Annotated in this window: 18 protein-coding genes, 1 pseudogene and 1 other annotated feature; of the genes and pseudogenes, 13 read left to right on the forward strand and 6 right to left on the reverse strand. The window is 39.2% G+C overall.

The annotated features are described in order from the left end of the window. Positions 1-2 precede the first annotated feature (2 nt). The 10 genes and pseudogenes from FC85_RS00615 (at position 3) to FC85_RS00660 (ending at position 10,475) form a co-directional block, all read left to right on the forward strand. Positions 3-896: a phosphate ABC transporter substrate-binding protein PstS family protein gene (locus FC85_RS00615; RefSeq protein ID WP_057863640.1), complete on the forward strand. Its 894-nt coding sequence runs from the start codon at positions 3-5 to the stop codon at positions 894-896. A 174-nt stretch (positions 897-1,070) separates the two neighbouring features. Then, positions 1,071-1,994, forward strand: coding sequence for a phosphate ABC transporter permease subunit PstC (pstC, locus tag FC85_RS00620; RefSeq protein ID WP_057863641.1), 924 nt, complete (start codon positions 1,071-1,073; stop codon positions 1,992-1,994). Continuing rightward, entirely contained in the window at positions 1,991-2,878 is an 888-nt protein-coding gene (gene pstA, locus FC85_RS00625) for a phosphate ABC transporter permease PstA (protein WP_057863642.1), read from the forward strand. Before pstC ends, pstA begins: the two co-directional genes overlap by 4 nt. A gap of 10 nt (positions 2,879-2,888) precedes the next feature. Next, complete coding sequence (gene pstB / locus FC85_RS00630; RefSeq protein ID WP_057863643.1) at positions 2,889-3,683, forward strand: phosphate ABC transporter ATP-binding protein PstB; 795 nt, start codon at positions 2,889-2,891, stop codon at positions 3,681-3,683. Positions 3,684-3,698: 15 nt separating this feature from the next. Further along, a complete protein-coding gene (gene pstB / locus FC85_RS00635; protein ID WP_057863644.1) occupies positions 3,699-4,469 on the forward strand; it encodes a phosphate ABC transporter ATP-binding protein PstB in 771 nt (256 codons plus the stop codon). Then, entirely contained in the window at positions 4,466-5,212 is a 747-nt protein-coding gene (phoU, locus tag FC85_RS00640) for a phosphate signaling complex protein PhoU (RefSeq protein WP_057863645.1), read from the forward strand. Before pstB (FC85_RS00635) ends, phoU begins: the two co-directional genes overlap by 4 nt. A gap of 378 nt (positions 5,213-5,590) precedes the next feature. Beyond that, entirely contained in the window at positions 5,591-6,079 is a 489-nt protein-coding gene (locus FC85_RS00645) for a hypothetical protein (protein ID WP_057863646.1), read from the forward strand. 261 nt (positions 6,080-6,340) lie between these two features. Continuing rightward, complete coding sequence (locus tag FC85_RS00650; protein WP_057863647.1) at positions 6,341-8,095, forward strand: phosphatase PAP2 family protein; 1,755 nt, start codon at positions 6,341-6,343, stop codon at positions 8,093-8,095. Between the two features lie 180 nt (positions 8,096-8,275). Continuing rightward, positions 8,276-8,914, forward strand: a pseudogene (gene pcp / locus FC85_RS00655) (pyroglutamyl-peptidase I). Positions 8,915-8,961: 47 nt separating this feature from the next. Beyond that, positions 8,962-9,208, forward strand: a binding site (T-box leader). 55 nt (positions 9,209-9,263) lie between these two features. Further along, positions 9,264-10,475 carry a cation:proton antiporter gene (locus tag FC85_RS00660; RefSeq protein ID WP_057863648.1) on the forward strand — a complete coding sequence of 404 codons (1,212 nt, stop codon included), beginning with the start codon at positions 9,264-9,266 and terminating at the stop codon, positions 10,473-10,475. 247 nt (positions 10,476-10,722) lie between these two features. Here the strand turns inward: FC85_RS00660 and FC85_RS00665 are convergent, their stop codons facing one another. After that, on the reverse strand, positions 10,723-12,375 hold the full coding sequence (locus tag FC85_RS00665) for a hypothetical protein (RefSeq protein WP_057863649.1): 1,653 nt from the start codon (positions 12,373-12,375) through the stop codon (positions 10,723-10,725). Continuing rightward, the gene (locus FC85_RS00670; RefSeq protein WP_083484834.1) at positions 12,372-13,640 is read right to left on the reverse strand and encodes a glycosyltransferase; all 1,269 of its coding nucleotides are present in this window, start codon (positions 13,638-13,640) and stop codon (positions 12,372-12,374) included. Before FC85_RS00670 ends, FC85_RS00665 begins: the two co-directional genes overlap by 4 nt. Before the next feature lie 401 nt (positions 13,641-14,041). Between FC85_RS00670 and FC85_RS00675 the strand changes: the two genes are divergently transcribed. Continuing rightward, the gene (locus FC85_RS00675) at positions 14,042-16,021 is read left to right on the forward strand and encodes a Cna B-type domain-containing protein (protein ID WP_057863650.1); all 1,980 of its coding nucleotides are present in this window, start codon (positions 14,042-14,044) and stop codon (positions 16,019-16,021) included. Between the two features lie 330 nt (positions 16,022-16,351). Here the strand turns inward: FC85_RS00675 and FC85_RS00680 are convergent, their stop codons facing one another. Then, positions 16,352-16,834, reverse strand: a complete 483-nt coding sequence (locus tag FC85_RS00680) for a nucleoside 2-deoxyribosyltransferase (RefSeq protein WP_057863651.1) — start codon at positions 16,832-16,834, stop codon at positions 16,352-16,354. A gap of 406 nt (positions 16,835-17,240) precedes the next feature. On the opposite strand from FC85_RS00680, the gene FC85_RS00685 reads away from it, so the two are divergent. Together FC85_RS00685 and FC85_RS00690 are read left to right on the forward strand one after the other, a co-directional pair. After that, positions 17,241-17,672 carry a GNAT family N-acetyltransferase gene (locus tag FC85_RS00685; protein WP_057863652.1) on the forward strand — a complete coding sequence of 144 codons (432 nt, stop codon included), beginning with the start codon at positions 17,241-17,243 and terminating at the stop codon, positions 17,670-17,672. Positions 17,673-17,694: 22 nt separating this feature from the next. Then, positions 17,695-18,897 (forward strand): MFS transporter, encoded by a 1,203-nt coding sequence (locus FC85_RS00690; protein ID WP_057863653.1) that lies wholly within the window; start codon positions 17,695-17,697, stop codon positions 18,895-18,897. A 284-nt stretch (positions 18,898-19,181) separates the two neighbouring features. Here the strand turns inward: FC85_RS00690 and FC85_RS00695 are convergent, their stop codons facing one another. The 3 genes from FC85_RS00695 to FC85_RS00705 all read right to left on the reverse strand — a co-directional run bounded on the left by FC85_RS00695 (position 19,182) and on the right by FC85_RS00705 (position 24,144). Further along, positions 19,182-20,504: an alpha/beta hydrolase gene (locus FC85_RS00695; protein ID WP_057863654.1), complete on the reverse strand. Its 1,323-nt coding sequence runs from the start codon at positions 20,502-20,504 to the stop codon at positions 19,182-19,184. A gap of 815 nt (positions 20,505-21,319) precedes the next feature. Continuing rightward, positions 21,320-22,672, reverse strand: coding sequence for an aspartate aminotransferase family protein (locus FC85_RS00700; RefSeq protein ID WP_057863655.1), 1,353 nt, complete (start codon positions 22,670-22,672; stop codon positions 21,320-21,322). A gap of 14 nt (positions 22,673-22,686) precedes the next feature. Then, positions 22,687-24,144, reverse strand: a complete 1,458-nt coding sequence (locus FC85_RS00705; protein WP_057863656.1) for an APC family permease — start codon at positions 24,142-24,144, stop codon at positions 22,687-22,689. Between the last annotated feature and the right edge of the window lie 218 nt (positions 24,145-24,362).

Genomic DNA, 24,362 nt, shown 5'->3' on the forward strand with positions numbered 1-24,362 from the left:
TTATGAAAAAACGATCCTTATTTTCAACAATTGTCGCTTTATCAGCGTTGGGGGTTTTACTTACTGGGTGTGGATCTAGCAGTTCAAAATCGTCAAAGAGTACGTCAGCAGATTCAAATGTCAAAATTACGGCTGTTGGTTCAACTGCTTTACAGCCATTGGTTGAACAAGCTGCCAGTGATTACCAAAAAGCAAATAAGAAAGTTAACATCTCCGTGCAAGGTGGTGGTTCCGGAACTGGTCTTAGTCAAGTTCAGGAAGGTGCCGTTACAATCGGAAATTCAGATATTTTTGCCGAACAACAAGCCGGAATTAAAGCTAAGAAGTTAGTTGATCATCAAGTTGCCGTTGTCGGAATGACACCAGTTGTAAATAAAGGTGTTGGTATTAAGAACTTATCAATGGCGCAATTAAAGGGAATCTTTACTGGAAAGATTAAGAACTGGAAAGAAGTTGGCGGTAAGGATCAAAAGATCAATGTTGTGAACCGGGTTCAAGGAAGTGGTACTCGAGCAACATTTGAAGGTGCAGTTCTTGAAGGTGCCAAGGCCATTAAGACTCAGGAACAAGATTCAAATGGAACTGTTCAAAAGATTGTGGCAAGTACCCCAGGAACTATTAGCTACCTTGCCTTCTCTTATGTTAACAGCAAGATTCAAGCACCTTCAATTAATCACGTTGCCCCAACTGATCAAAACGTTGAAAACAATAAATGGAAGATCTGGTCATATGAACATATGTATACAAAGGGTCAACCAAATGCTGCAGCTAAGAAGTTCTTAAATTATATGGATTCAAGTAAAGTTCAGGACAGCTTGGTTCAAAAATTAGGTTACATCAGTATTCATGATATGAAAGTTCAAAAGAATGCCAGTGGTGCGGTTACTACTAAATAATAACTATTGAGAATCGTTCATCTAGCAGCTGACAGCTTGCATTTTAAAAGATTTCCGTTTCAAATTTGAAATATATTAACTTAACTAATTTTTTACTCTGGAGGCTGGCGGCAAATCCACATTTGCCCCAGCCTTCCTGAGGTTTACCCTATTATTTTTTTGAGGAGGTTCAGTATGGATGAGATTAAGCAGGAACTTCAAAGTTCTTCCAGAGCAACCCACCAAGATTACTTTGGTAAAGCGCTTAGCTATCTTTGCATCACCTTTGTTGGTCTACTGGTACTATCGATTTTGTACTTTATTACGACTCGTGGATTGGCAACTTTCACCGAAAACCACGTTAGTTTATGGAAGTTTTTGATAGAAAAAAATTGGAATCCAGGTGTGTTGGATTCGCATGGTCAGCCGCAAATTGGGGCATTACCAATGATCGTGACGTCCTTCAGTGTGACGGTCTTGTCGGCTTTGGTTGCAACACCGTTTGCCCTTGGAGTTGCATTATTTATGACTGAAATTGCACCAAAGCGAGGTACGAAAGTCCTTCAACCGGTAATTGAATTACTGGTCGGTATTCCGTCGGTTGTTTATGGGTTTATTGGCTTGTCAGTGATCGTGCCATTAATTCGACACACATTCGGTGGTACCGGTTTTGGTATTTTAGCCGGAGTAGTTGTGTTGTTTGTAATGGTATTGCCAACCATTACCTCATTATCCATTGATAGTATCAAGGCAGTACCAATGTACTACCGATCCGCGTCCCTTGCACTGGGAGCAACAAGGTGGCAAACAATTTATAAGGTTGTGCTGAGAGCTGCTACTCCGGGGATTATGACTGCCATTATTTTCGGGATGGCCCGGGCATTTGGTGAAGCATTAGCTGTTCAAATGGTTATTGGAAATGCGGTTCTGATGCCCCATGGTTTGTTAACGCCATCTTCAACGTTAACGAGTCAGTTAACGACTGGAATTGGAAACACAACAATGGGAACTTTACCAAACAATGCACTATGGTCATTAGCATTGATTCTGCTGTTGATGTCCCTGGTATTTAACATCTTAGTTCGGTTTATCGGAAAGCGAGGTAGCTTAAAGAAATGAATAGCAAAACGACAAACAACATCGCAACCGGTATTATTTATGTGCTGGTAGCTGCGGTCGTTGGTATCTTAATCTTTTTGCTGGGTTATATTCTGATAACTGGACTTCCTCATGTCTCATGGCACTTTCTAACATCGGCAGCCCAATCGTTTCGTGCTGGCGGTGGGATTCGTGACCAACTTTTTAATTCCCTGTATCTGTTGGTCTTAACGTTAATTATTTCGTTTCCAATTGCGTTGGGCTCTGGGATTTATCTTTCCGAATATGCACCAAACAATTGGCTTACCGGGTTAATTCGAACCGCGATTGAAGTTTTAAGTTCGTTACCTTCTGTGGTTATTGGCCTCTTTGGATATCTACTATTTGTTATTCAGTTTCGAATGGGCTTTTCAATTCTTGCCGGTGCGATTGCATTAACGTTCTTCAATCTACCCCTTTTAACCAGAAGTGTTGAAGAATCTTTGGAGGATGTTTCTGACTTGCAACGTGAAGCGGGCTTATCACTTGGACTATCACATTGGAAAACAATTACCGGGATTGTGTTACCGGCTGCTGTCCCCGGTATCTTAACGGGGATCATCTTGAGTGCCGGTCGAGTGTTTGGTGAAGCCGCTGCCTTAATCTATACTGCTGGGCAAAGTGCACCAATCGTTAATTATAGTAACTGGAATCCAATGAGCACCACTAGTTTTTTAAACCCAATGCGACCGGCTGAAACATTGGCGGTTCATATTTGGAAAGTTAATACAGAAGGTGTTACCCCTGATGCACTATCAATTTCAAGTGGGACATCAGCGGTGTTGATTATTGTAATTTTACTGTTTAACTTATCAGCACGATTATTAGGTAACTGGATGTACAAAAAAATGACGGCGACAAAGTAGGAGATTAGCTATGCAAGATTACTCATTTGATAAAACTCACATTATTGATATTCCAATTGAGAAGGCAATGACAACTGAAAATCTGCAAGTCTTTTACGGTGATAATCACGCCATGCATGATGCCAGTCTTCAGTTTTCCCGGTACCGAATTACGGCGTTAATTGGAGCTTCAGGATCTGGTAAATCAACTTATTTGCGTTGCTTAAACCGAATGAACGATCGGATTGCAACTGTTAAGGGCAAGATTATGTATCGGGATATGGATATTAATAGTCCGAAAATTAATGTTTATGAAGTTCGTAAACACATTAGCATGGTCTTTCAACGCCCCAATCCATTTGCCAAATCAATTCGGGAAAATATCACTTTTGCGCTGAAACGAAATGGCATTAAAGATAAAACTGAATTAGAAGAACGGGTCGAAAGTAGTTTAAAGGCTGCGGCACTTTGGGATGAAGTTAAAGATGAGCTTGATAAAAGTGCGTTAGCCCTATCTGGCGGGCAGGCCCAGCGATTGTGTATTGCCCGCTGTGTGGCAATGAAGCCGGATATTCTACTGTTGGACGAACCGGCCAGTGCTTTGGATCCTATTTCAACGGCAAAAATTGAAGAAACTTTACAACAACTCCGAAAAAACTATTCCATTATTATTGTGACGCATAATATGCAACAGGCTTCGCGAATTGCTGATTACACGGCGTTCTTTCATATGGGCCATGTTCTTGAGTATGACCGAACAGAAAAAATATTTACAAATCCACAAATTAAAGCCACTGAAGATTACATTTCAGGAAACTTTGGCTAATAAGAGGTGCAGGCAATGGGAAAAATTATAACAAGTGAAGATGTCCATTTATATTATGGTGAAAAAGAAGCCTTGCACGGGATCAATCTTGATTTTACTGAACACGAAATCACAGCATTAATCGGGCCATCGGGTTGCGGTAAGTCTACATATCTCCGTTGCCTGAACCGGATGAATGATTTGATTCCAAATGTCACAATTACCGGCAGTATTAAACTACAGGATCAAGACATTTATGCACCGGGTGTGGATATTGTAAAACTAAGAAAACGGGTGGGGATGGTATTTCAACAGCCCAATCCCTTCCCATTTAGTGTGTATGAAAACGTCGCATACGGGCTAAGGTTGGCTGGTGAACGGGATAAACATGTTCTGGACGATCGGATTGAAACCAGTTTGAAACAAGCGGCTATTTGGGATGAAGTTAAAGATCATTTATATGACAACGCGCTTTCGTTCTCAGGTGGTCAGCAGCAACGGATCTGTGTTGCCAGAGTTTTAGCCGTTCAGCCGGATGTTGTTTTATTGGACGAGCCGACAAGTGCCCTGGATCCGATTTCCAGTGCGAAGATTGAAGATACCTTATTAAATATTCGACATGAATACACGGTCATTATCGTGACCCATAATATGCAGCAAGCCTCTCGAATCTCTGATCGAACGGCATTTTTGTTAAATGGAAATTTGGTTGAATATGATAAAACCGAAAAGATGTTTATCAATCCAGACAGTGAGCAGACGAGTGACTATTTGAATGGGAAGTTTGGCCAGGAGGACTTACAATGAGAGAGTTATTTGATGATGAATTAAAGAAATTGCATGGTCGATTTGTTGAAATGGGTCTTAATATCAGTGAGCAAATTTATTACTCAACCAAGGCATTTATTGATCATGATAAAAAATTGGCGGCAGAGGTCATTGAAGCCGATAATAATACCAATGGTGAAGAAATGAAACTTGAAAAACAAGCTTTAAATTTAATTGCGTTACAGCAACCGGTGGCAACTGATTTTCGAATCATCATTAGTATTTTAAAAGCGAGTTCTGATCTGGAACGAATTGGGGACCATGCGGTTAGTATTGCCCGTGAGACGATCCGAATGAAAGGGACCCCGCGAATTCCCGGGGTTGAAAAAGAGATCGGTAAAATGACCGATGAGGTTCGAGACATGCTGGAAAAAGCTCTGGATGCCTATTCCAAGAGTGATGAAAAATCGGCTCGAGCCTTATCCGAACAGGATGTTGGCGTCGATAAGGAATACCTGCTGATTCGAGATGAAATCACCAAAGCAGTTGAAGCAAATTCCGAAACAATGCCCGCCAGTTCCAGTTATTTGATGGTCATTCGTTTATTGGAACGGATTGGCGATCATATTGTGAATTTGGCCGAATGGATTGTTTATAGTGCAAGTGGCAAGATTGTTGAATTAAATCCAGGTAAAGCTAATCCAGAATTGGTAAACAAACTGTATTCTGAAGAAGTCATTGAGGAGGATAAAGACAAGGGACCCAATAAAGGCAGTAAGTAGTTGTTACCCACTGGTTAGATTTTACGTTTAAATTGTGATTGGCGAATGGCTAAGACAAGGTGGAACCGTTAAGTTTTTTATTCTGTTGCAAGTGATCATTGTGATGAGAAGAAAAATGGTATGGGTTATCTTTCCTAGTCATTTTTTGTTTGATTTACAAAATTAATATAATCTTTTGATATTTCGTAATTGTAATTATAATACTTAAATCCATATCGTATATGCTAACTTTCGTTTTATGAATAACGCTCTTAAAATTGATATTAAGAACATACGTTCTAAATAATAGGGCAAATGATAACTTGGATTTGACGATGACGCCTTATTAAAGATACCCTAAAAAGGACGATTGTTGGTCTAAAAGTTAGGAGATTAATTATGAAAGAAACGCTCAAAGTCTTATTTATCGGGGTAGGTGTATTGCTGGTTTTTGTTCTGAGCAGTTGTGGTAAGACACCCAAGCGGTCAACATCCGAAGTTCATTTTGAAGCAAATGGTGGAGATATTGTTTCATTTCAGCAATTAGATCGGATTAAAGTTGGCAGTTCAGTCCAGTCAGTTGAGCGCGATCTTGGTCGACCGGATAAGATTAAACAAAATGGGCGGAAATTAGTTCATGAGTTTCAGTTATTAAATCAGTTAACAGCTGATTCGTTATCGATTATCAAAAAGTCTTTACATATGGTTTCCAAACCAATTTCATTGAAGCAGACAACCCATCAGCTTGAAACATCGAAGCAAGCAACCGTGTTGATTTATCGGGCGCGAGGAAAAGAGCACGATCCAATATTAATGATTTTTGCAAACCGACACCTTATTGATATTTTGACAATGTCAAAAGCAACGTTTAGAGATATTGATCAATAACTGACGGTATTTTTAAAGAGTAAAATTTACTGACTTTTTACAAAATATTAGTGGGTAATTTACAAGGTTTAGGTATCCTAAAAGTGGATGATGAATGGTTATCAGGGGTCGATTTGAAGGACGGTGAAACATGATGTCAACGATGATCAACGAGATTAGAAAGACGCCCAAAATGGGTTGGGAAATCGCGTTTGCTGTGTTGGCTCTGATTGTTATTCTGGTAAGCATTTCGTAGTAATTATTTTACTTGGAGGGTTCAAGATGGGTAGTAAGCAAAGTTCGGTTTTGAAAACAGTTTTGAAGAGTGTCTTCGTATTTTCAGTAACGGGCGCAGCACTATTGGGCGCTCAAAATACCAGTCAAGCTGCTGACAGTAGTAAAAGTGTGGCTAGTGCTTTAGCACCCCAAAAAGCTTCTTATGGTTACTTTATTGATCAATACAAAAAGAATATTAAACAAAATACAACGCCGGATACTAATCCGGCAATTTCAATTTTTGATAACACCTTTCTAAGTTATTGGTCACCTGATGGCACCAAGAAGAACGCCGATGTTCTTAAAGAGAATTTAGATAAGTCAATTAAGATTACTAATGATGCTTCCCAAGATGAAGTTAATCGTTCGTATTTGACCGATCGCCGTGATTTACGATATAACCTAATCAGCGGATTGGGTCAATACGCGCCTGCCTTCATTAAGGATGCAAGTGCTCAAACTGACTTTAATACGATTCCGACATCGCCATTACCAGCAAATTCACCCTATAGTTCAATGAAGTGGGCTGATGAAAATTCTAAACTGGGTTCAGTTGTAAAGTTGGTTGACTTAAATGAAGCATCTGATTGGTCAAGTACCGGGACACCTAAAGCATACATCAAATTTACCCGTCCCTATCGACAGAGTGATCAAGTTAAAGTCAATCCTTATCTTAAGAATGTCATGGCTGCCGCACCCGACAACGATTATGACTTTCCGAGTGGCCATACAACAGCTGCCTTTGAGACGGGTGAATCGTTAGCTTATGTTTTCCCTCAGCGTTTTCAACAATTAATTACCCGTTCGTCAGAAGTTGGTTATGACCGGGTTCTTGCTGGTCGTCATTCGCCGCTGGCTGTTATGGGCGGTCGGGTTTTAGGAACAGCAATGACAGCTGCAACTTTGAACGACCCTGCTAATAAGCAGCTTATTGAGCAGGCCTATCAAAACGCTCAAACAAACTTATCAAAGGCTAAGGATACTAACGCTGATGATTCGTTTAGTGATTATCAAAAGAATTTGAAAGATTACACTTATCGATTGACTTATGGATTTAAGCCCGTTGGTAGTACGACCAAAGCAATGGTAGTTCCTAAGGGTGCGGAAGTATTGCTGAAGACCCGTTTCCCATATTTGTCTGATACGCAACGGCGTGAAATCCTATACACAACTGGATTACCATCTGGTTATCCAATGGGTGATGACACTGAAGGCTGGGGACGATTAAATCTTTTTGCTGCTGCAAATGGATTTGGTAAATTCTTGACAGATACGGTTGTCAAGTTGGATGCATCTAAGGGTGGATTTAATGCAAATGATATCTGGAAGAACAATATCTCTGGTAATGGTGGGTTAACTAAGCAAGGCAGTGGCCAATTAACTTTGCTCGGTGAAAACACTTATCGTGGTGAAACTAATGTAGACGGCGGTTCACTGGTTGCTCAAAATAATCAGGCATTTGGTAATGGTGGTATCAAAGTAAATGCTGGTAAACTTCAACTGAGTTCTAAATCAGTCACAGTTAAAGGAAATTACACCCAAGCAAAGCAGGGGACTCTAGAATTGGACTCTAATAGTCACGCCCAGATTAATGGAACTGCTCATCTAGGTGGTAAGTTAGTCGTTAAGAGTGACTCTAAATTATCATCGGGTGATAAACTCCTGAGTTTTAAAAAGCACACTGGTAAATTTAATCATGTTTCATTACCCAAAGGTTGGCATTTAGATTATGGCAGCAAGGATATTCGAGTTGTCAAATAGTAGTGCTAAGACATCAAAAAACGCAAACTAGAAATGGAAACTTAATCCAAGTTTGCGAAAAAGGCACCTAAGGTTTCCAATTATTTCACTAAATCGGAAACTTTGGGTGCCTTTTTGTTTGCAGTAATTGCTTTATTTATTGGAATAGAAACTATTATATCTTTAGAAAGGGCGGTGGCCATGAAAATTTTAGTGACTGGATTTGATCCATTTGGCACGGATTGGGTTAATCCGGCTCTTGAAGTCGTCAAACGATTACCAAATGAGATAAAAGGGGTCCAAATTATCAAGCTTGAAATTCCGACTAAATTTAATGTTTGTGCTCAAGTTGTCCATCGTGCGATTCAGCAGGAAGGACCTGATTATGTTCTTAATATTGGTCAGGCTGGGGGTAGAAATGGCATTACACCAGAGCGAATTGTAATTAACTTAGATGATGCGAAAACGGTTGATAATGCCGGGGTTCGTCGAATCAACCAGCCGATTTAACAGGATGGGCAACCAGCGTATTTTACCCAACTACCCATCAAAGCAATGGTTGCAGCGATAAGAAACCGGGGAATCATCAGTACGATCTCTAACAGTGCCGGCACATATGTTTGTAACCATATTATGTATCAAGTCCAGTACATGAGAGATAAGGAATTTCCAAATATTAAGGCCGGCTTTATCCATATTCCCTTTTTACCTGAACAAGTCACTCAACGCCGTCAGTATCAGTTACCATCGTTATCTCTAGAGACCGATGCAGTTGGTATAATCGCAGCATTAAATGTGATGATCGATCGCGATGGTAAGAAAGACTTATTCGATTATTGACATTGTGGTGTAACCAGATTACGATTAGAAATAATTAATCATATTAGAAAAAAACGATGATAAGGAAAGTAATTGCCTTAACATTTTCAGGGAGAGTCGGCAAGTGGAAACGGCTTAATTGTTTTTGCAGTGAAAGTAACCTTTGAGTGAACGGATGCAAGTGATGAGCATCCGTTGGAAGCGTCCATTATCGCACTAATGTAACTGAAAACAAAGTTAACAGTTTACATAATAAGGTAATAGTTGTGAAACTGTTACAAAGTTTGGGTGGTAACACGTGAAAACGTCCTTTGAGATCAAGTTGATTTCAAAGGACGTTTTTTGTTTGAAAAATAGGAGGCTCGATCACATGGCTTTTATTGGTAGTTTATGTTTACTTTTAATTTTTACGACCCTTGTTGGACATCTATTTAACAGGGTTGGTGTGCCATCGGTTATCGGCCAAATATTGGTCGGGATGTTGGTTGGACCTGGAGTTTTTAACCTGATCCAATCAAGTGGGGCACTCAACCTATTTTCTCAAATTGGTGTGATTATCTTAATGTTTCTTGGTGGCCTTGAAAGCAATTTGAAGTTGCTTAGAAAATATTTACGACCAGCAATTGTTGTTGCAGTTATTGGCGTTATTTTTCCTGTTGTGATGATTAGTGTTGCTTCGATGGCTTTTTCATTTTCCGTTTTGGAAGCAATCTTTATTGGCGTCGTGTTTAGTGCAACGTCTGTCTCAATTTCGGTTGAGGTTCTGAGAGATTATCATGCGCTTAATACAAGGGAGGGTGCGACAATCTTAGGTGCTGCAGTTGCCGACGATATTATCGGTGTTATCCTACTTTCAATTATGATTAGTGTCATGGGAGCAAAAGATGTTGGATCGAGTCCCCATACCACTAATTTAGGATTAATATTTGTGGAACAAGTGGCCTTTTTTGGATTAACTTATTTATTAGTCAAATGGATCGTGCCAGTTTTAATGCGAATTGGTGAGCGTTTATTAATGACCTCGAGGATTACAATTACATCGATGGTCGTTTGTTTGGGGATGGCCTGGTTGGCAGATGCGGTAGGCTTGAGTGGTGCAGTTGGGGCATTCTTTGCTGGAATAGCAGTCGCCCACACGCCGTATCGGACAGTTATTGAAAACCATATGGAACCAATCGGGTATGCGGTTTTTGTTCCAATGTTTTTCGTAACGATTGGCCTAAAAATGTCATTCACGCATTTGGATGAGTCGGCGTGGTTTGTCGTTGTGTTGACCATTTTGGCTTGTATCAGCAAGTTATTCGGCTGTGGATTAGGGGCAATGATGAGCGGGTTTAACATTCACAGTAGTTATATGATTGGGTCTGGTATGATTTCGCGTGGAGAAATGGGATTAATAACAGCTCAAATTGGGTTTTCGTCTGGTTTGCTTTCAGGTGCCTATTATTCCGATTTGATTTTAACAATTGTCCTATCAACGCTGATTGCACCGCTTTTCTTAAAGCATGCCATTCATCACTTACCTGAAGAAGATAGCGCAAGTTTGTCATTAGGGGTTGAAAGTGAAACCAAGAGAAGTTAGAATATAGTACAAACACATAGGTTTGCAATTTTTATATATTTATATAACACATAATAAAGGGAACTCTGATCAACTAAATGTTGGAGGAGTTCTCTTTTTGTTTGAAAAATTAAAGAATCTAAAATTAGGTCCAGTTGAAAGCTGACATTGATCAGCTTTGACTGGACCTAATTTTTTATTCCGAGATAATCACAGGAAAATTATGAGATAGACACTAGAGACCTATTTGTTTCGGCCACCCTTTATGCTATTTTGTTTTTGATGGTTGCTCGCGTTTTAAATTGGATAGCGCTTTTCTCTGAGAAATTATTTTATGCGGTTGCTCGAAGTTTGTTAATAATGCTAGCTTAGGTAAATCGGTTACTGGTTGATTCAACAAAGATATCCCGTTACTGATAATTCCGATTATTGGAATATATAATGCAACTTGATAGCGATCTTGAACCTCGACGAGCAACGATGCTATAAATAGTCCAATGAGCAAAATTTCCATGAAAAAGAGGCCATTTAATGTTCGGAAATGGATCCTTTTTGATTTTGAACCATAATAGCACATATAAATTAAATCTAGAATCGCAACGGTAAAGGCAAGTCCTTGGATTCCAATTTGGCTTGCTGCAGAGATACTATTGCTAATTGATTTGATATGGCTTGGAATGTGGTTATGAGTCACTGGGTGTGTATCAATCCAAAATAACCGGAATCCATAACCTGATTGAAGCAGAATTTGTGATTTTGTGAAGATAAATTTTGGGAGGTTGCTGTTTTTGATAACGGTGGCTAGGTTGTGTTTAATTTTTTTGGCTAAATAGGCGTCCATCTGATTAAACTTGTTTGGTGCGGAAATTTGTGAATGATTAATTTTCTCTAATTTGAGGATCATATTGTGATCGTACTGTCCTTTGGTGGCTGAATTTGAACCGGTTGCGACTGTATATTTCATACCAACAATGCTATTGGAAATTGGCACACGATAGATAGCTTGATCAATTTTTGTTGAAAATTGAGTTAGTGTGATGAAACTGATTGCGATTATCAAAAGTGATAACAGCCGTTGCTTTCTTGACCATGCCTGTGCGGATTCTGATTGACCAAATGAAAATAATCCATATAATATCATTGCGATAACAATGATCATGATAATGGGTCGTAACAATTGGGCCAAGTACAGAAAGCCGGTAATGCCGACGATTGTCATTAAATATCTTAACCGACCGATGCGAAGTCGTGGCAATAATAAATCATTGAAAAACTTAAAGGATAGGAGTACCGCCAACAGCCAAAGGGGTTCTGCCCCAATCAGGACACTGTAAATATAAAAAGCCGGCGTAAGATAAAAAATCAGAGCCGCAGCAATCCCGACACGGGAACCACCAAACGGTTTAATCACATAATATAAAAGTAGCGCATCAAGAAAGGTCGCAGCGATGTTTAAGAGTTGTAATACGACTAAGTGAACGTGAAAAAGTCGATAAATGAGACCAAAAGTAGTTGCGATATGTAAAACCTGCGGCCAAAGACTATCTAAATCAAGCATTCCTTTTGCATAAAGGGTTGGCCAACTTGCGCCGGTTGCATTTAAGTTGGCTAATGTTTCGTAAGTCCACATATCTGATGCGGGGATTAATTTAAAGTAAAAAATACCCAATATCTTAGGGATTGTTAGGACAAGCAGGACTAATGCCAACCAGCCAGCGTAATGATTTGATAACCTTCTTGTTAAAATCCAGATTAAAACACCAATAAAAATGGTGATGTAAATACCCCAGAAAAAATACGTTTCACTTGGATGTCCAAAACGCAGATAACTTGTCCATGATGCCGTAATAAGCCACCCCAAGAAAAAAATAGTCAAAATAAGAAGATTGACATGGATCGCCCATAAAAATGTCTTTTTCAACTAACTGCACCTCCGTGGTGAGCAGTTTTAACCCATTCATTTTGGCCGCGTAGTAATCTGTAAAAAGCAATGTAAGGGACTGGCGCCATGGCCCATAAATAAAATAGATTTCCAAAGATAACTTGCAAAGTATTTTTTTGTAAGAGAATTCGCAATTTACGATTATTAGAGCGTAAGCCGGCGTTAACAATGGTGGCAGAAATCAAAAAGTTAATTGTCAAAAAGACGCTAAGTACTAAGAAAGTATTTAGTGGATATCTAATTAAACGTTCAAGCAAGATTGGCAAGGAAATAAGTGACCCTAAAAATAAAAATAAAGCAATAAATGGGGCGAATAGGAAAACAAAAATGTCAACCTTCAGTCTTGTACGAATTAATTTACAGAAAAAAATTGTTTTGCCATACTTTAAAAGACATTGCATCCCACCTTGACACCAACGAGTTCGCTGTTTGATAAAAGCTCGATAACCAGTTACGCCCTCTTGCGGGATCAGTGTTTGCGGCAAAAAACCACCTTGATAGCCACGTAGGAGTCCATTAATTGAAAAATCAAGATCGTCAAGCAACGCTCCCCGCCATTTGACATCATTTGTCATTCTTAAAGTCATAAACTGACCGTTCCCGCTAGCAATAGCTGAACCCCAATCGCAACGTAAAACTTGAGAAATTAAATTAATAACACCAAACTCAAATGCCTGCATAATTGTTAAAAATGAATGGCAGTTACTAATAAAAACACCGGTTTGAATGAGGCCATAGTGAGAATGTTCAAATGCCCAAAGTACTGATGCTAATAATCTACCGGTGGGCTCACTATCGCTATCAATAATACCAATAATTGTTTTATCGGGATTAGGGTGTTGTGAATTGATCCACTCCAATGCATTATTTAGAGCAATTCCCTTTCCTTTACGAGCATTTGGTAATTTTCGTGAAACAATATGGATATGTTGATTCACTTGAAATTCCTTTAAAATATTTCCGGTTTGGTCGTCTGAAGCATCATCGATAAATACGGCTGTAATCCTAATGCTAATCTTTTTGAGTGCAGCAACTGATTTCAAAATGCGGTTAATGGTTTCCTTAATTGTGTTTTCTTCGTTTAGGGCAGGAATAATGATATACATATCAGAGAATCGACGAGTAACCGCTTCTGAGTAATGAGCTTGCGGATTTTTTCGCCTAAGAGCAAGATATAAATCCCAAGCGCCATAACAACTGGAGCCCAGCAGGCAAAGGATTAATAATGTATTTATAATTACCATAAATTTAGTGACTCCTTACAGATTATCAGCCTTATTTTGCGATTATCAAAAAACAAATATGTAATACTAGTGTTGATTAATAGCCACTGTTAATGATTACTATGCGTATCATGCTAAAAACTAGGCATTATCATGACTAATAAATAATAATTAGCAATAATTAAGAATTATTTACTTATATTAGACCATAATATTAGTCATAGTTCAACCCGTTTCATAAAGGACTTGTAATAAATACTTGGTTGCGTTATTTTAGAATTGTTAGCAAACAATTGACCCCTTTGATAAAACATTCTGGATTAATTTTTATTGAACGGATATTCTTATTGAGTTAATTATGGCTAGCTAATACAAGTTAAGTTGTTGAGTTGAACAAGCCAAATAGAAATGGGGGAATAGAAATGATTCATGGACTAAAAGTTAAGCAACAATCATCGTTTAAACGGGGACTGTTGCTTGGTATCGTCACGATTTTTATTTTGATGTTGTCACAAGCATTTTCGCCTTCAAATCAGGTTGGAGCCGCCAGTCTTGGTGCTGATCAAGTTACCGGATTAAGTACAAACGATGCTCAAGAAAATAATGCGCCAGTAACGCCTGATATGTCACAGAAGTGGTATGCAGGACCAATACATACACTGACTTATCAGTTTAAGATTCCTGATAATGTTAAAGTCAATGATGGTGATACCGCAACTGTCACATTACCAGCTGGTGCCGTCTTTAGGAATCCACAGCAATTTAGTCTCAAATCATCAAATACTAACGAAGACGTTGGAAAGTTTACCGCTGATGCTAAGGCTAATACTGGACAGATTACATTTTCCAACGCTGCATATTGGGCAAAGTACGATAGTAATCGTGGTGGCCAGATTCAATTTGATGTTACAGGGACCCAAAATTTTGTACCAAGCTACCCACAAGATACTTATCTAGCAAAGAATGGTTGGGGGAAAAATGAATCAGCCCGACCAAACGGCACTTTATCGCAAGTGACTTGGCAGGTTTTAGTGAATCCAAATAACCATCAATTAAAAAATATCAGCGTATCTGATAACTTAGGAAATACAACAGCACAAAGTATCATGAATGACTCATTTAAGGTTACTGAGAATGATTCAGGGCAAACAATGCCTGCAAAGGATTATACATTAACACCAAGTGCGTCCGGATTTAAGTTGACATGGAACGGCACGCTTGATAAGGCAATTAACATTATGTCGACAACTAAAGTGAGTGATGATAACGCATATAGTCAATACGGTAGTGAACTTGATTTGCCAAATACCGCGACGATTAATGCTACCGATATATCAAAATCGGCAACTGGAACACCAGTCACAACATCGAACACCAAGACGGTTAAGTTATCGATGGGTAATGGAACTGCGCACGGAGATGAACCTGGAAGCTTTAAGACAAATATAGCAGTCCAAAAAAATTGGAAAGGCGTTCCGGATGGTGTTAAGACACCTGATGTGAACGTTAAATTGTTTGCCGATGGAACAGATACTGGCAAGTCAGTCACATTAAATGCTGCCAACTCATATCAATCTTCGTTTAATGGTTTAGATAAATTCGCCAAGGATGGGCATGCAATCCAGTACACAGCCCAAGAGGCCAAAGTGCCGGATGGCTACACGACCGATCCTGGTGGGAATCCATTAGTTGCGCCAGACAGTAATGGTAAAATTACACTAACCAATGTTTATCAAGCACCAATTACGACAACCATTACGGTACAGAAGAAGTGGGAAAATGTTCCCGATGGTGTTGCAACACCGGCTGTCACTATCAAGCTTTATGCCGACGGTGTTGATACTGGTAAGACAGTTACTTTAAATAATGAAAACTCATATCAAGCCAAGTTTGCGAACTTGAATAAGTTTTCAGCTAATGGTCAACCCATTAAATATACAGCTAAAGAAGCCAGCGTACCTAGTGGCTATGTGACAGATCCAGGCGGCAATCCAAATGTTGCACCGGATTCAAACGGGACAATTACGTTTACGAATAAATATCAGTCTTGCTATGATCGATACACGTATGTTCGAGTTGTCAAGGACTGGCAGAATGTACCATTTTGGAAGTGTACACCTAATGTTCATGTGACACTTTATCGGAATGGGACACCTTATCGGATTGCTTCTTTGAATGACTTCAATTGTTATCAAACAACCTTTATGTACTTACCGAAGTACGATGACCAAGGTAATCAATATAAATACACCGTTGCTGAAAATAAGGTCCCACGTGGTTATAAAACGACGACTCCTGGTCAGCAACAACCAGTGAATAACACAGTTCGGTTGGTAAATGTTTATCAACATCACTCACATTGTTCATGGTGGTTTGATTTTAATTGGGAATTTAATTTTTAGGTAGATTTATTGTAAGATAGCGTTTAACTTAACAATTCTTGTGATTATAAATAAACGGGGCTGGGACAAAATTACTTTTGTCCCAGCCCCGTTTGTGTAATTAAGATTATTACCGAGTGGAAATGTGTGCCAAAAGGCAACTTCCAGAGCGTAACCGAATTATCAAAACATTCAAGCCCAGAATATCTTGTTGAACTTCTTACTTGGCTAAAACGTGGGCCAGCAAGCAAACCCCGGCCATATAAGTCCCCTGACTTAATATTCTGGGGTCTAAGCGCTTGCCGGCCCACTCTGTTTATAATTTAGTTATAGAAAGCTTACGTGATTTTTTTACAGTACTTTCTTTTCTGTGTATTTTTGTTCCAAGTTATTAAAGTTGTAATTTTTTAAATTTTGGATATCTTCCCTGCCGTTGAAAAAGGCAGTGTAACTTCTTGCCAACATGAGGTTTAATTGACTTTTTTCACCAAATTGAACCATAATTACCGGGATATTGGCTTCATGGGCTGACCCAATTTCGAAGACGGTGCCAGAATCGGGTTCGGTTAAGCCGTCTTCTAACTGGTAATCCAAGATCGCAACGACAACATCTGCCTTGTGAACTTGTCGCATGTCAGAAGCAAATACGGCGTCCTGCCACTTAAAGCTGCCAAAGGGTTCGCTCTCAAATTGGTGTTCTTGGGGATTGAAAATCTGATCTGAGTCAATTGTGTCATTCTGTTTTAATAATGAAATAACTTGTTCAATTCGCTCTCGCTGACCATCGCTAAAAAATGGGGATGCTAGATAAACTTTGTTTTTATAGGTTGACATAACGAAGCTCCTTCTTTGTTTAGTCATATTGTACCCTAAATACGAACAAATATGCTACTTTTACTGTTAATTTTAAGAAATAAGTGATTAACTTTTGGATAATAGTCAACACTCAATTCTGTTACAAGAAATTCAGGTATTGACGATAAAGGTCACACTGCTAATGATTTTGATTCCATGTGTTAAGTGCCAAAAGCCGACGTGGTTATTGAATGTATTCTTTTGATAGTTGATCCAACAGTGAAATGATTGTTAATAGGTATCGATTAGAGTCATCAGGAGGGAAAACTGAGTAAAGCTTATGTTTAAGCACCTGATTTCATCTTACTTCGGATTAAAAGCGTCGTATTGCCATATTTTAGGATACAATAATACTAATTAATTTATTTTTTGAGAGGATAAGAATATGATTACTCACGTGAATCAGCTTAGTGGACCAGACTTAGAGAGGGTTGCCCAGATTTGGCTAAAAGCTAATCTTGAAGCTCATTCATTTATTGACCCAAAGTATTGGTTAGAAAATTTTGAATCTGTAAAATCACAATTAGCAGTTTCAGAGTTATTTATTTTTAGAAGTGATAATCAAATCACCGGATTTTTAGGAATGGATCACGGTTATATTGCCGGGTTATTTGTGGCAGCTCAATTTCGAGGGCAAGGAGTCGGAAGCGCGTTGATTAAAGCTGCTCAATCTGCTAATCAAGAATTAACGTTATCTGTTTACCTTAAGAATCAACAGGCTCGTCGATTTTATGTTCGCCAAGGTTTCACTGAAATTACTAGAAAGATTGACGAAGCCACTGGTGAATTAACAATTGATATGAAGTGGCCTAGGTGAAGCAGGGAAAGGAGATTTCATGATGAATTCGGGTAATATGCAATCTCGACTGGGAGATAAAGGTTTTATTATTTTTTTAGCACTATTGAGCGCATTTGTGCCGCTTTCTACAGATTTGTACTTACCGGCATTACCAGATATGACAACCTTTTTCAATGTTTCTGAGTTCACAATGAATTTAACCTTGATTCTTTTCTTCATTTTTTATAGTGTTGCAACCATTATTTGGGGGCCGTTAAGTGATCGATATGGTCGTCGGCCAATGTTACTGGTTGGACTAACCATTTATATGATTGGTAGTATTTTGTGTGGGATCGCAAACAGTGCTTGGGAAATTATCTTCTTTCGCATTTTACAGGCAATTGGTGGTGGAGTCGCAACCACCGTTGCTACTGCTGTGATAAAAGATGTATTCCAAGGACGGAAACAGGAAACCACGTTGGCGATTGTGCAATCAATGGTTGTGATTTCTCCCGCTGTGGCACCTGTTCTTGGTTCGCTATTATTAACCTTTATTTCATGGAGAGGAATTTTTTTCGCTCAGGCACTTTTAGGGGTTATTTGCATAGGCGGCGCGATTATTTTTCAAGAAACCCATCAACCAACTCATGATAAATCGAATATTTTCCGAATTTTTGGCCGATTGGCTGTTTTACTGGAGAATCCCGGATTTACTGCGCTATTGCTTAACTTTTCAGCAGTTTCGATTATTTCACTCTCGTTTATATCTTCGTCATCTTATATTTTTCAGAATGAATTTCATTTGAGCAGTCAAGTGTTTAGCTATTTCTTTTCCTTTAACGCCTTGGGGATGTTAATTGCCCCATTATTATATATTAAGGTTTCCAAGTATGTTGATCGGTTTAAATTCATTTATGGTTGCTACATCATTAGTATTATTGGCGGGGTTCTCATTATTTTGTTTGGACTCCATGATCCCTATTTGTTTGCAATCACTGAGTTTCCGGCAACTTTAGCCAGCAGCGGTAGCCGACCGCCAGCAACCTATCTTGTTTTAAAGCAACAAGAGAATGATAATGGGGCTGCTTCATCATTGTATAGTGCTGGCGGCACCATTATGGGAAGTCTCGGAATGGTTTTCGTTTCAGTATGCGCTAAGTTTCCGGTATTGGCGATTGCACTCGTTGATATTGTTGTTGGTGTCGTTTGCTTGATCACACTAATTTGGTCAATGAAAGCCTTGAAGGGCAAAATAAAAGTATGAAATAGTTACTGGTCAACCTACTTTGAATATTATTTTATCGTTTATTGAAAAAATCCGTATAAATTGAGATTGACACCTTAATTGTAAATGGTTGTTTCATTGTCTTATTGATTGATATACAGATAAAAGGGGTCGTAAAGTCGGTATTTTTGTAAATACCGACTTTACGACCCCTAATAAGCTGTTTTTTATAAATTAAACTTCCGAGGATCACAAATATAGCATTAATTTGTTTTGACGAGATATTATGGATACTCTTTTGTACGTTTTATAAAAAAGTTTATTTATGCGGTTACCATCGTATCCTGGATGTTAGATTGTTCAGCCTTTGCAACAAAGTCTTCAATATGCTGTTGATACTGAATGACAGCGTTGTTTGCCGATGCGTGCCCACCAACATTACCGTCAAGAACCCAGAGTTCTTTCAGGGAAGCTGCACTATTCTGGTAAAGAGTTTGTGTCTGGCTTGTTGGAATGAACGCATCATCTGCTGTCGAAATAAACAGCGTTGGGACTTTGGCATTTTGAACGGCGGTAATCCCTGAAATGTCATCTAAGCTGGTTCCTTGGAAGAATTGATTAATGGCATTCAGAGAATTGAGCACCTTATTAAAGGGTAAAAGTGGGATTTGCCCGTTTAAATTAATACCAATCTTTGATGTGATATCGTTAAGCGATTTAGAGGCATCTTCATAAAGTGAGTGGGCAAGTGCGGGCATCGTTGAATAACCGCAATCTGCAATAACGGCTTTAACCGAGGAAGATAATCCTGGTACAGAGGCAGCTTCCAAGGCAGTATCAGCGCCCATCGACTGACCATATAAAACAACCTGACTATTCGGTCCGTTTGTCTCATCAACCTTTTTGATCCAGTTTTGCCAATCGTACTTATCTTTAGCACCATAAGTAATAAAGGCACCATCACTGGTATTTTGACCACGAGTATAGGTAATCAAAACATTATATCCCATATCGTAGAAGACTTTTGAAATATATCCCATCCAGTTGGGATCGGTAGTCCAGCCTTGACCATAAATAATGGTTTTAGTAGAATTTCCATTTTTAATATAAGTTGCTTTAGCATATTTTGATTTGTCGTCATAAAAAGGAATACTCCAAGTTTCTTTGGCAACCTTATTATCATACCAATCTTTAGCCTCGGTATAAAATGCTTTGGAATATTCGGGATTATATTTTTCATCAAGATCGTTCCACATTTGGTCGATATTATAGCGATCGGGTGACAGCAAGGTTCGAAAATCTGACATAAATTGAGCCACACGAGTAAAAACAAACGGATATGCAATAGCTGCTCCTGCAAAACTAGTGACGTCAGTGACTAAATTATTAATTAAGCCGTTGATTGTGGGATTAATCGTTTGGTCGGTGGATTGGTCTGCAGATGGTACTGTGATGTTGTCATTGGTATTTGTTGTGGTTGCCGTTTCCGGCGTGGTGGTTTTAGTGTCTGTGGAAGCAGCTACTGATTCATCTTTTGCAGTTTCTGAAAGGGTAGTAGTTGGCTTGGTATCATCTGGGGTGGAAACTTGATATGACTTATTGTTAGTTGATGATTGATTTGAACTATCAGTTTGAGCATTATCCACTGTTGTGGAAGATTCAGACTGATCAGCTGAGCTTGTCGAAGACGCACTAGTGACTGTTGTTGATTGGCTATTACTGTTATCTATATCTGAAGATGTGACCGATTGACGTGTTGCGTCATCGTCAGATGTTGTTGAAGTATCAGACGATTGGTCAGAACTGTCAGCTTGAATGGATGAATCAGCTTGATTAGCACTATTGTTGTTTTGTGGTGAATCGGGTACTGATGAAGCGTTTTGAGATAAACTCGAGGCACTATCACTATCATTAGTGGGACCATCGGGGTAACTACCATTGACGGAAGCAGTTGTTGTATCAACTGTCGATTGATCATCAGCTAAGTTTGAAGACTGGCTTGATTGATCATTTGTAGTAGCTGAACTTACTTGGCTAGCTTTCGGTTGAACTTGAGTTGTTTGGACAACTTGGTTAGCGCTTTGTGCATGGACCGGCTAGTTCGTAAAAAAAATTGAACCAGCTGCTGTAAGAATTATTCCAAATGAGATTATCGTATTATGTAAGGTTAAATGTTTCATCTGTCTTCTCCAATCTATGTCTTTCTTATTATACAACATTGGGTTGATTTGTGACGACGTTTATTAGTTAAACAGCAAAAATAATTAAAATAATTAAATTAGGTGGTGGAAAATTAAGATAAAAAATTAGCTGCCTATTTAAAAATATTTCTACTATCTTAGTTGGCGGTTCGATCACATTAAAAAAGTCTGGGCAAATAATATCTGTCCAGACTCTCGATGATTATAAAATTTATTTAGATATCTTTAGTAAAAGGGAACTTATACATTAAAGTTTCTGGTTACCAGCCAATCTTACCCGCATTTTTAGGAATTTCAACATTGCCACTTTCGACAGCTGTAAATGCATCATCAAGTACTTGGAGTGCCTGGTCCAATTGTTGGCGATCGATAACCAGCGGTGGCTGAAATCTTAGGATATTTCCAGCGAGCGTAATAATTACAACGCCGTGGGCAAATGCATAATAAATTACTTTTGTTGCTTCATCGTTAGCCGGTTCCTTTGTTTGGCGATCTTTAACCAATTCAATACCACCGTTTAATCCCCACATCCGAACGTCACCAATGAGCGGATGGCGCTCTTGCATTTCAAGGAATCGATGTTTAGCGTATTCACCGTCTTTAGCTGATTTTTCAACGAGATGTTCATCCTCAATAACATTTAAAGTAGCAAGTGAGGCGGCTGAACATATTGGATTACCGGATGTTGTAAATAAGTGTGCCGGTGCGGCCAAGCTTTGCATAATATCTTTTTTGCCGATTACAGCGCTGAGTGGCATTCCAGAGGCTAACGATTTTCCGACAGACATTAAATCAGGTTCGATGTCTTTGTACTGTTGAATACTCCACATCTTGCCGGTTCGACCGAGTCCCTGATTGATTTCATCAACCGCAAATAGAATGCCATTGTCGTGACAGAACTTATAAACTAATTGCATGTAAATCTCAGGTGCTTTAACGATTCCACCGTCGCCCTGGATTGGTTCAATCAAAACACAAGCAGTTTCGTCAGCGGGCAAAAATGATTCAAAGGGTCGTTTAAAATCATCGAAATAACGTTTTGCAACATCATCTTCACTTTCTCCCGGATAGCGTCTGTATAAGTCAGGATATGGGACATGAACAACGCCTGGTAGCATTGGCCCAATTTTGCGAGTCATATTTAGACTGGTTCCCGATAGCGTTTGTGAACCATAAGTTGATCCATGGTAGGAACCCATGTAAGAGACAATGTATTGGCGGCCGGTATAAGCTCGGGCAAATTTGATAATAGCATCATTAGCGTCTGAGCCGGAATTTCCAAAACTAACCATTTTGGGAGAATTTCCAGGTGCAATTTCAGTAAGCTTTTTTGATAATTCAATTCCAGGCACATGGTGAAAGTATGCTGGAGTGTAATGAATTAATTTTTGTGCCTGATCGGTAATGGCTTTGACGACCTTCTCATGAGTGTGACCAACGTTAATTGCTGAGGCACTTGCAAGTAAGTCAATATATTGGTTACCATCAACGTCGACTAATGTTGCCCCGTGAGCATGATCAATCACTAAATCGTAGTAGTTAATTCGCGCAGAACGAGCATAATAATGGTTTTCTTCATCAACTAGTTTTGAAGCTTTTTCCAAATGACTCATGAAATCACCAATCCTTAAGAATCCTTGTTAGTTTGTTTTTTCTTATCTGCTGTGGATGTTGAATGATTCATACCATATGCAAAGTAAACAATCATGCCAAAAATAAACCAGCCAAGCGCATAAGTCTTAGCTTGAATATCCAAGCCCCAGAAAATACCAAGTGCTCCTAAGAAGCCAAGTGCGGGTAATACTGGATAAAATGGCATTTTAAAACTTGGCATTGGAATGTCTTTTCCTTCACGGGGTCTCAATGCGTAAACGCCAATCGAGACAAACATGAATGCAATTAAAGTTCCTGCAGAAATAAGTTGTGCCAGGAACGTAAATGGGAAAAAGGCGCCTAAAACAATTCCAATAATGGTTAAGACGATTAACGCACGGTTAGGGAGATTATTTTCCAATTTACCGAGCCATTTAGGAAGTAGACCATCACGGCCAAATGAATAAAGTAAACGCGAACCGGCCAGCATCATACCAATTAGTGCAGTAAACATACCAACAACCGCAACAGCTTGAACAACGGTTGCAACGGCACCGTGGCCACTTTGACGTAAAGCCCAGCCGACGGGTTCGGCGTTGTTAGCATAATCAGAGTAGCGGAACATACCTACTAAGACTAGTGCAACGGCAACAAAAAGGAATACTGCAATAAACAAGGAGCCAAGAATTCCCCGCGGCATTGTTTTTTGTGGATTTTTAGCTTCGGCGGAGTTAGCAGCGATTGAGTCGAACCCAATGTATGCTAAGAAGATCTCTGAAACGCCGGCGTAGATTCCTTGCCAGCCACCAAAAGCAGAGCCATCAGCGTTTACGTGATATTTTGGAATAAATGGTGTGTAGTTCTTCATGTGAAGTGCGGTTGCACCAACGAAGATAAATACTAAAATAGCAATTACTTTTAAAACAACTAATGTATTTTCAACTCGTGCAGTTTGCGAAGCACCACGGGAAAGCAACGTCGTTACCAGTAAAATAACAACAATTGCAACTAGATCCATTAGACCACCATTACTTCCAGTTGAAGCAGTTGAAAGTGTTTTAGGTAGGTTTAGACCCAGTGGCGAAATTAAGCCTTGGAAGTTTGCAGATAACCCGGACGCGACAAACGCAACAGCAATAAAGTACTCGGCTAATAATGCCCAACCGGCAATCCAACCCCAAAATTCACCGAAAACGACATTAATCCAAGAGTAAGCAGATCCAGCAAACGGCATTGCCGCGGCCATCTCTGCGTATGCAAAGGCAACCATCCCAGCAACAATTGCAGCGGCTAAGAAGGAAAGTGCAACTGCAGGGCCGGCATGTTGGGCCGCAACAACGCCGGGCAAAGTAAAGATTGAGGTTGAAACAATGGTTCCAACACCCAACGCTAAAAAGTCTTTCGTAGTTAAACTACGAATTAAATGGGAATCTTTATCCTGGTAAACCAAAGGATCTTCTTTTCGAAACATTTTTTCTCTTAAACTGCTCATTAAAAATCACTCCATTGTAGTAAAATTCGAATTAATAATAATCCTTTAAATGATAATCTAACATAATTTGTGGGTTTCCGGTGAAATAGCAAACGGAAACTAATCATCTGGTATGAGAACTAGACGATTTGTTTTGTATAAAAATATGTAAATTCTTACAAATAAATATTAATGAAATATCGAAAACGACACTAGGGGATGCGAGTAGTTTACCGCAT

This window comes from Lentilactobacillus diolivorans DSM 14421, from assembly GCF_001434255.1.
Taxonomy (GTDB): Bacteria; Bacillota; Bacilli; order Lactobacillales; family Lactobacillaceae; genus Lentilactobacillus; species Lentilactobacillus diolivorans.

Excerpts from the sequence above, each read along its gene's own strand:
- FC85_RS00615 (WP_057863640.1), top strand. The coding sequence starts at position 3 with ATGAAAAAACGATCCTTATTTTCAACAATTGTCGCTTTATCAGCGTTG.
- pstC (WP_057863641.1), top strand. The coding sequence starts at position 1,071 with ATGGATGAGATTAAGCAGGAACTTCAAAGTTCTTCCAGAGCAACCCAC.
- pstA (WP_057863642.1), top strand. The coding sequence starts at position 1,991 with ATGAATAGCAAAACGACAAACAACATCGCAACCGGTATTATTTATGTG.
- pstB (WP_057863643.1), top strand. The coding sequence starts at position 2,889 with ATGCAAGATTACTCATTTGATAAAACTCACATTATTGATATTCCAATT.
- pstB (WP_057863644.1), top strand. The coding sequence starts at position 3,699 with ATGGGAAAAATTATAACAAGTGAAGATGTCCATTTATATTATGGTGAA.
- phoU (WP_057863645.1), top strand. The coding sequence starts at position 4,466 with ATGAGAGAGTTATTTGATGATGAATTAAAGAAATTGCATGGTCGATTT.
- FC85_RS00645 (WP_057863646.1), top strand. The coding sequence starts at position 5,591 with ATGAAAGAAACGCTCAAAGTCTTATTTATCGGGGTAGGTGTATTGCTG.
- FC85_RS00650 (WP_057863647.1), top strand. The coding sequence starts at position 6,341 with ATGGGTAGTAAGCAAAGTTCGGTTTTGAAAACAGTTTTGAAGAGTGTC.
- FC85_RS00660 (WP_057863648.1), top strand. The coding sequence starts at position 9,264 with ATGGCTTTTATTGGTAGTTTATGTTTACTTTTAATTTTTACGACCCTT.
- FC85_RS00670 (WP_083484834.1), bottom strand. The coding sequence starts at position 13,640 with ATGGTAATTATAAATACATTATTAATCCTTTGCCTGCTGGGCTCCAGT.
- FC85_RS00675 (WP_057863650.1), top strand. The coding sequence starts at position 14,042 with ATGATTCATGGACTAAAAGTTAAGCAACAATCATCGTTTAAACGGGGA.
- FC85_RS00680 (WP_057863651.1), bottom strand. The coding sequence starts at position 16,834 with ATGTCAACCTATAAAAACAAAGTTTATCTAGCATCCCCATTTTTTAGC.
- FC85_RS00685 (WP_057863652.1), top strand. The coding sequence starts at position 17,241 with ATGATTACTCACGTGAATCAGCTTAGTGGACCAGACTTAGAGAGGGTT.
- FC85_RS00690 (WP_057863653.1), top strand. The coding sequence starts at position 17,695 with ATGAATTCGGGTAATATGCAATCTCGACTGGGAGATAAAGGTTTTATT.
- FC85_RS00700 (WP_057863655.1), bottom strand. The coding sequence starts at position 22,672 with ATGAGTCATTTGGAAAAAGCTTCAAAACTAGTTGATGAAGAAAACCAT.
- FC85_RS00705 (WP_057863656.1), bottom strand. The coding sequence starts at position 24,144 with ATGAGCAGTTTAAGAGAAAAAATGTTTCGAAAAGAAGATCCTTTGGTT.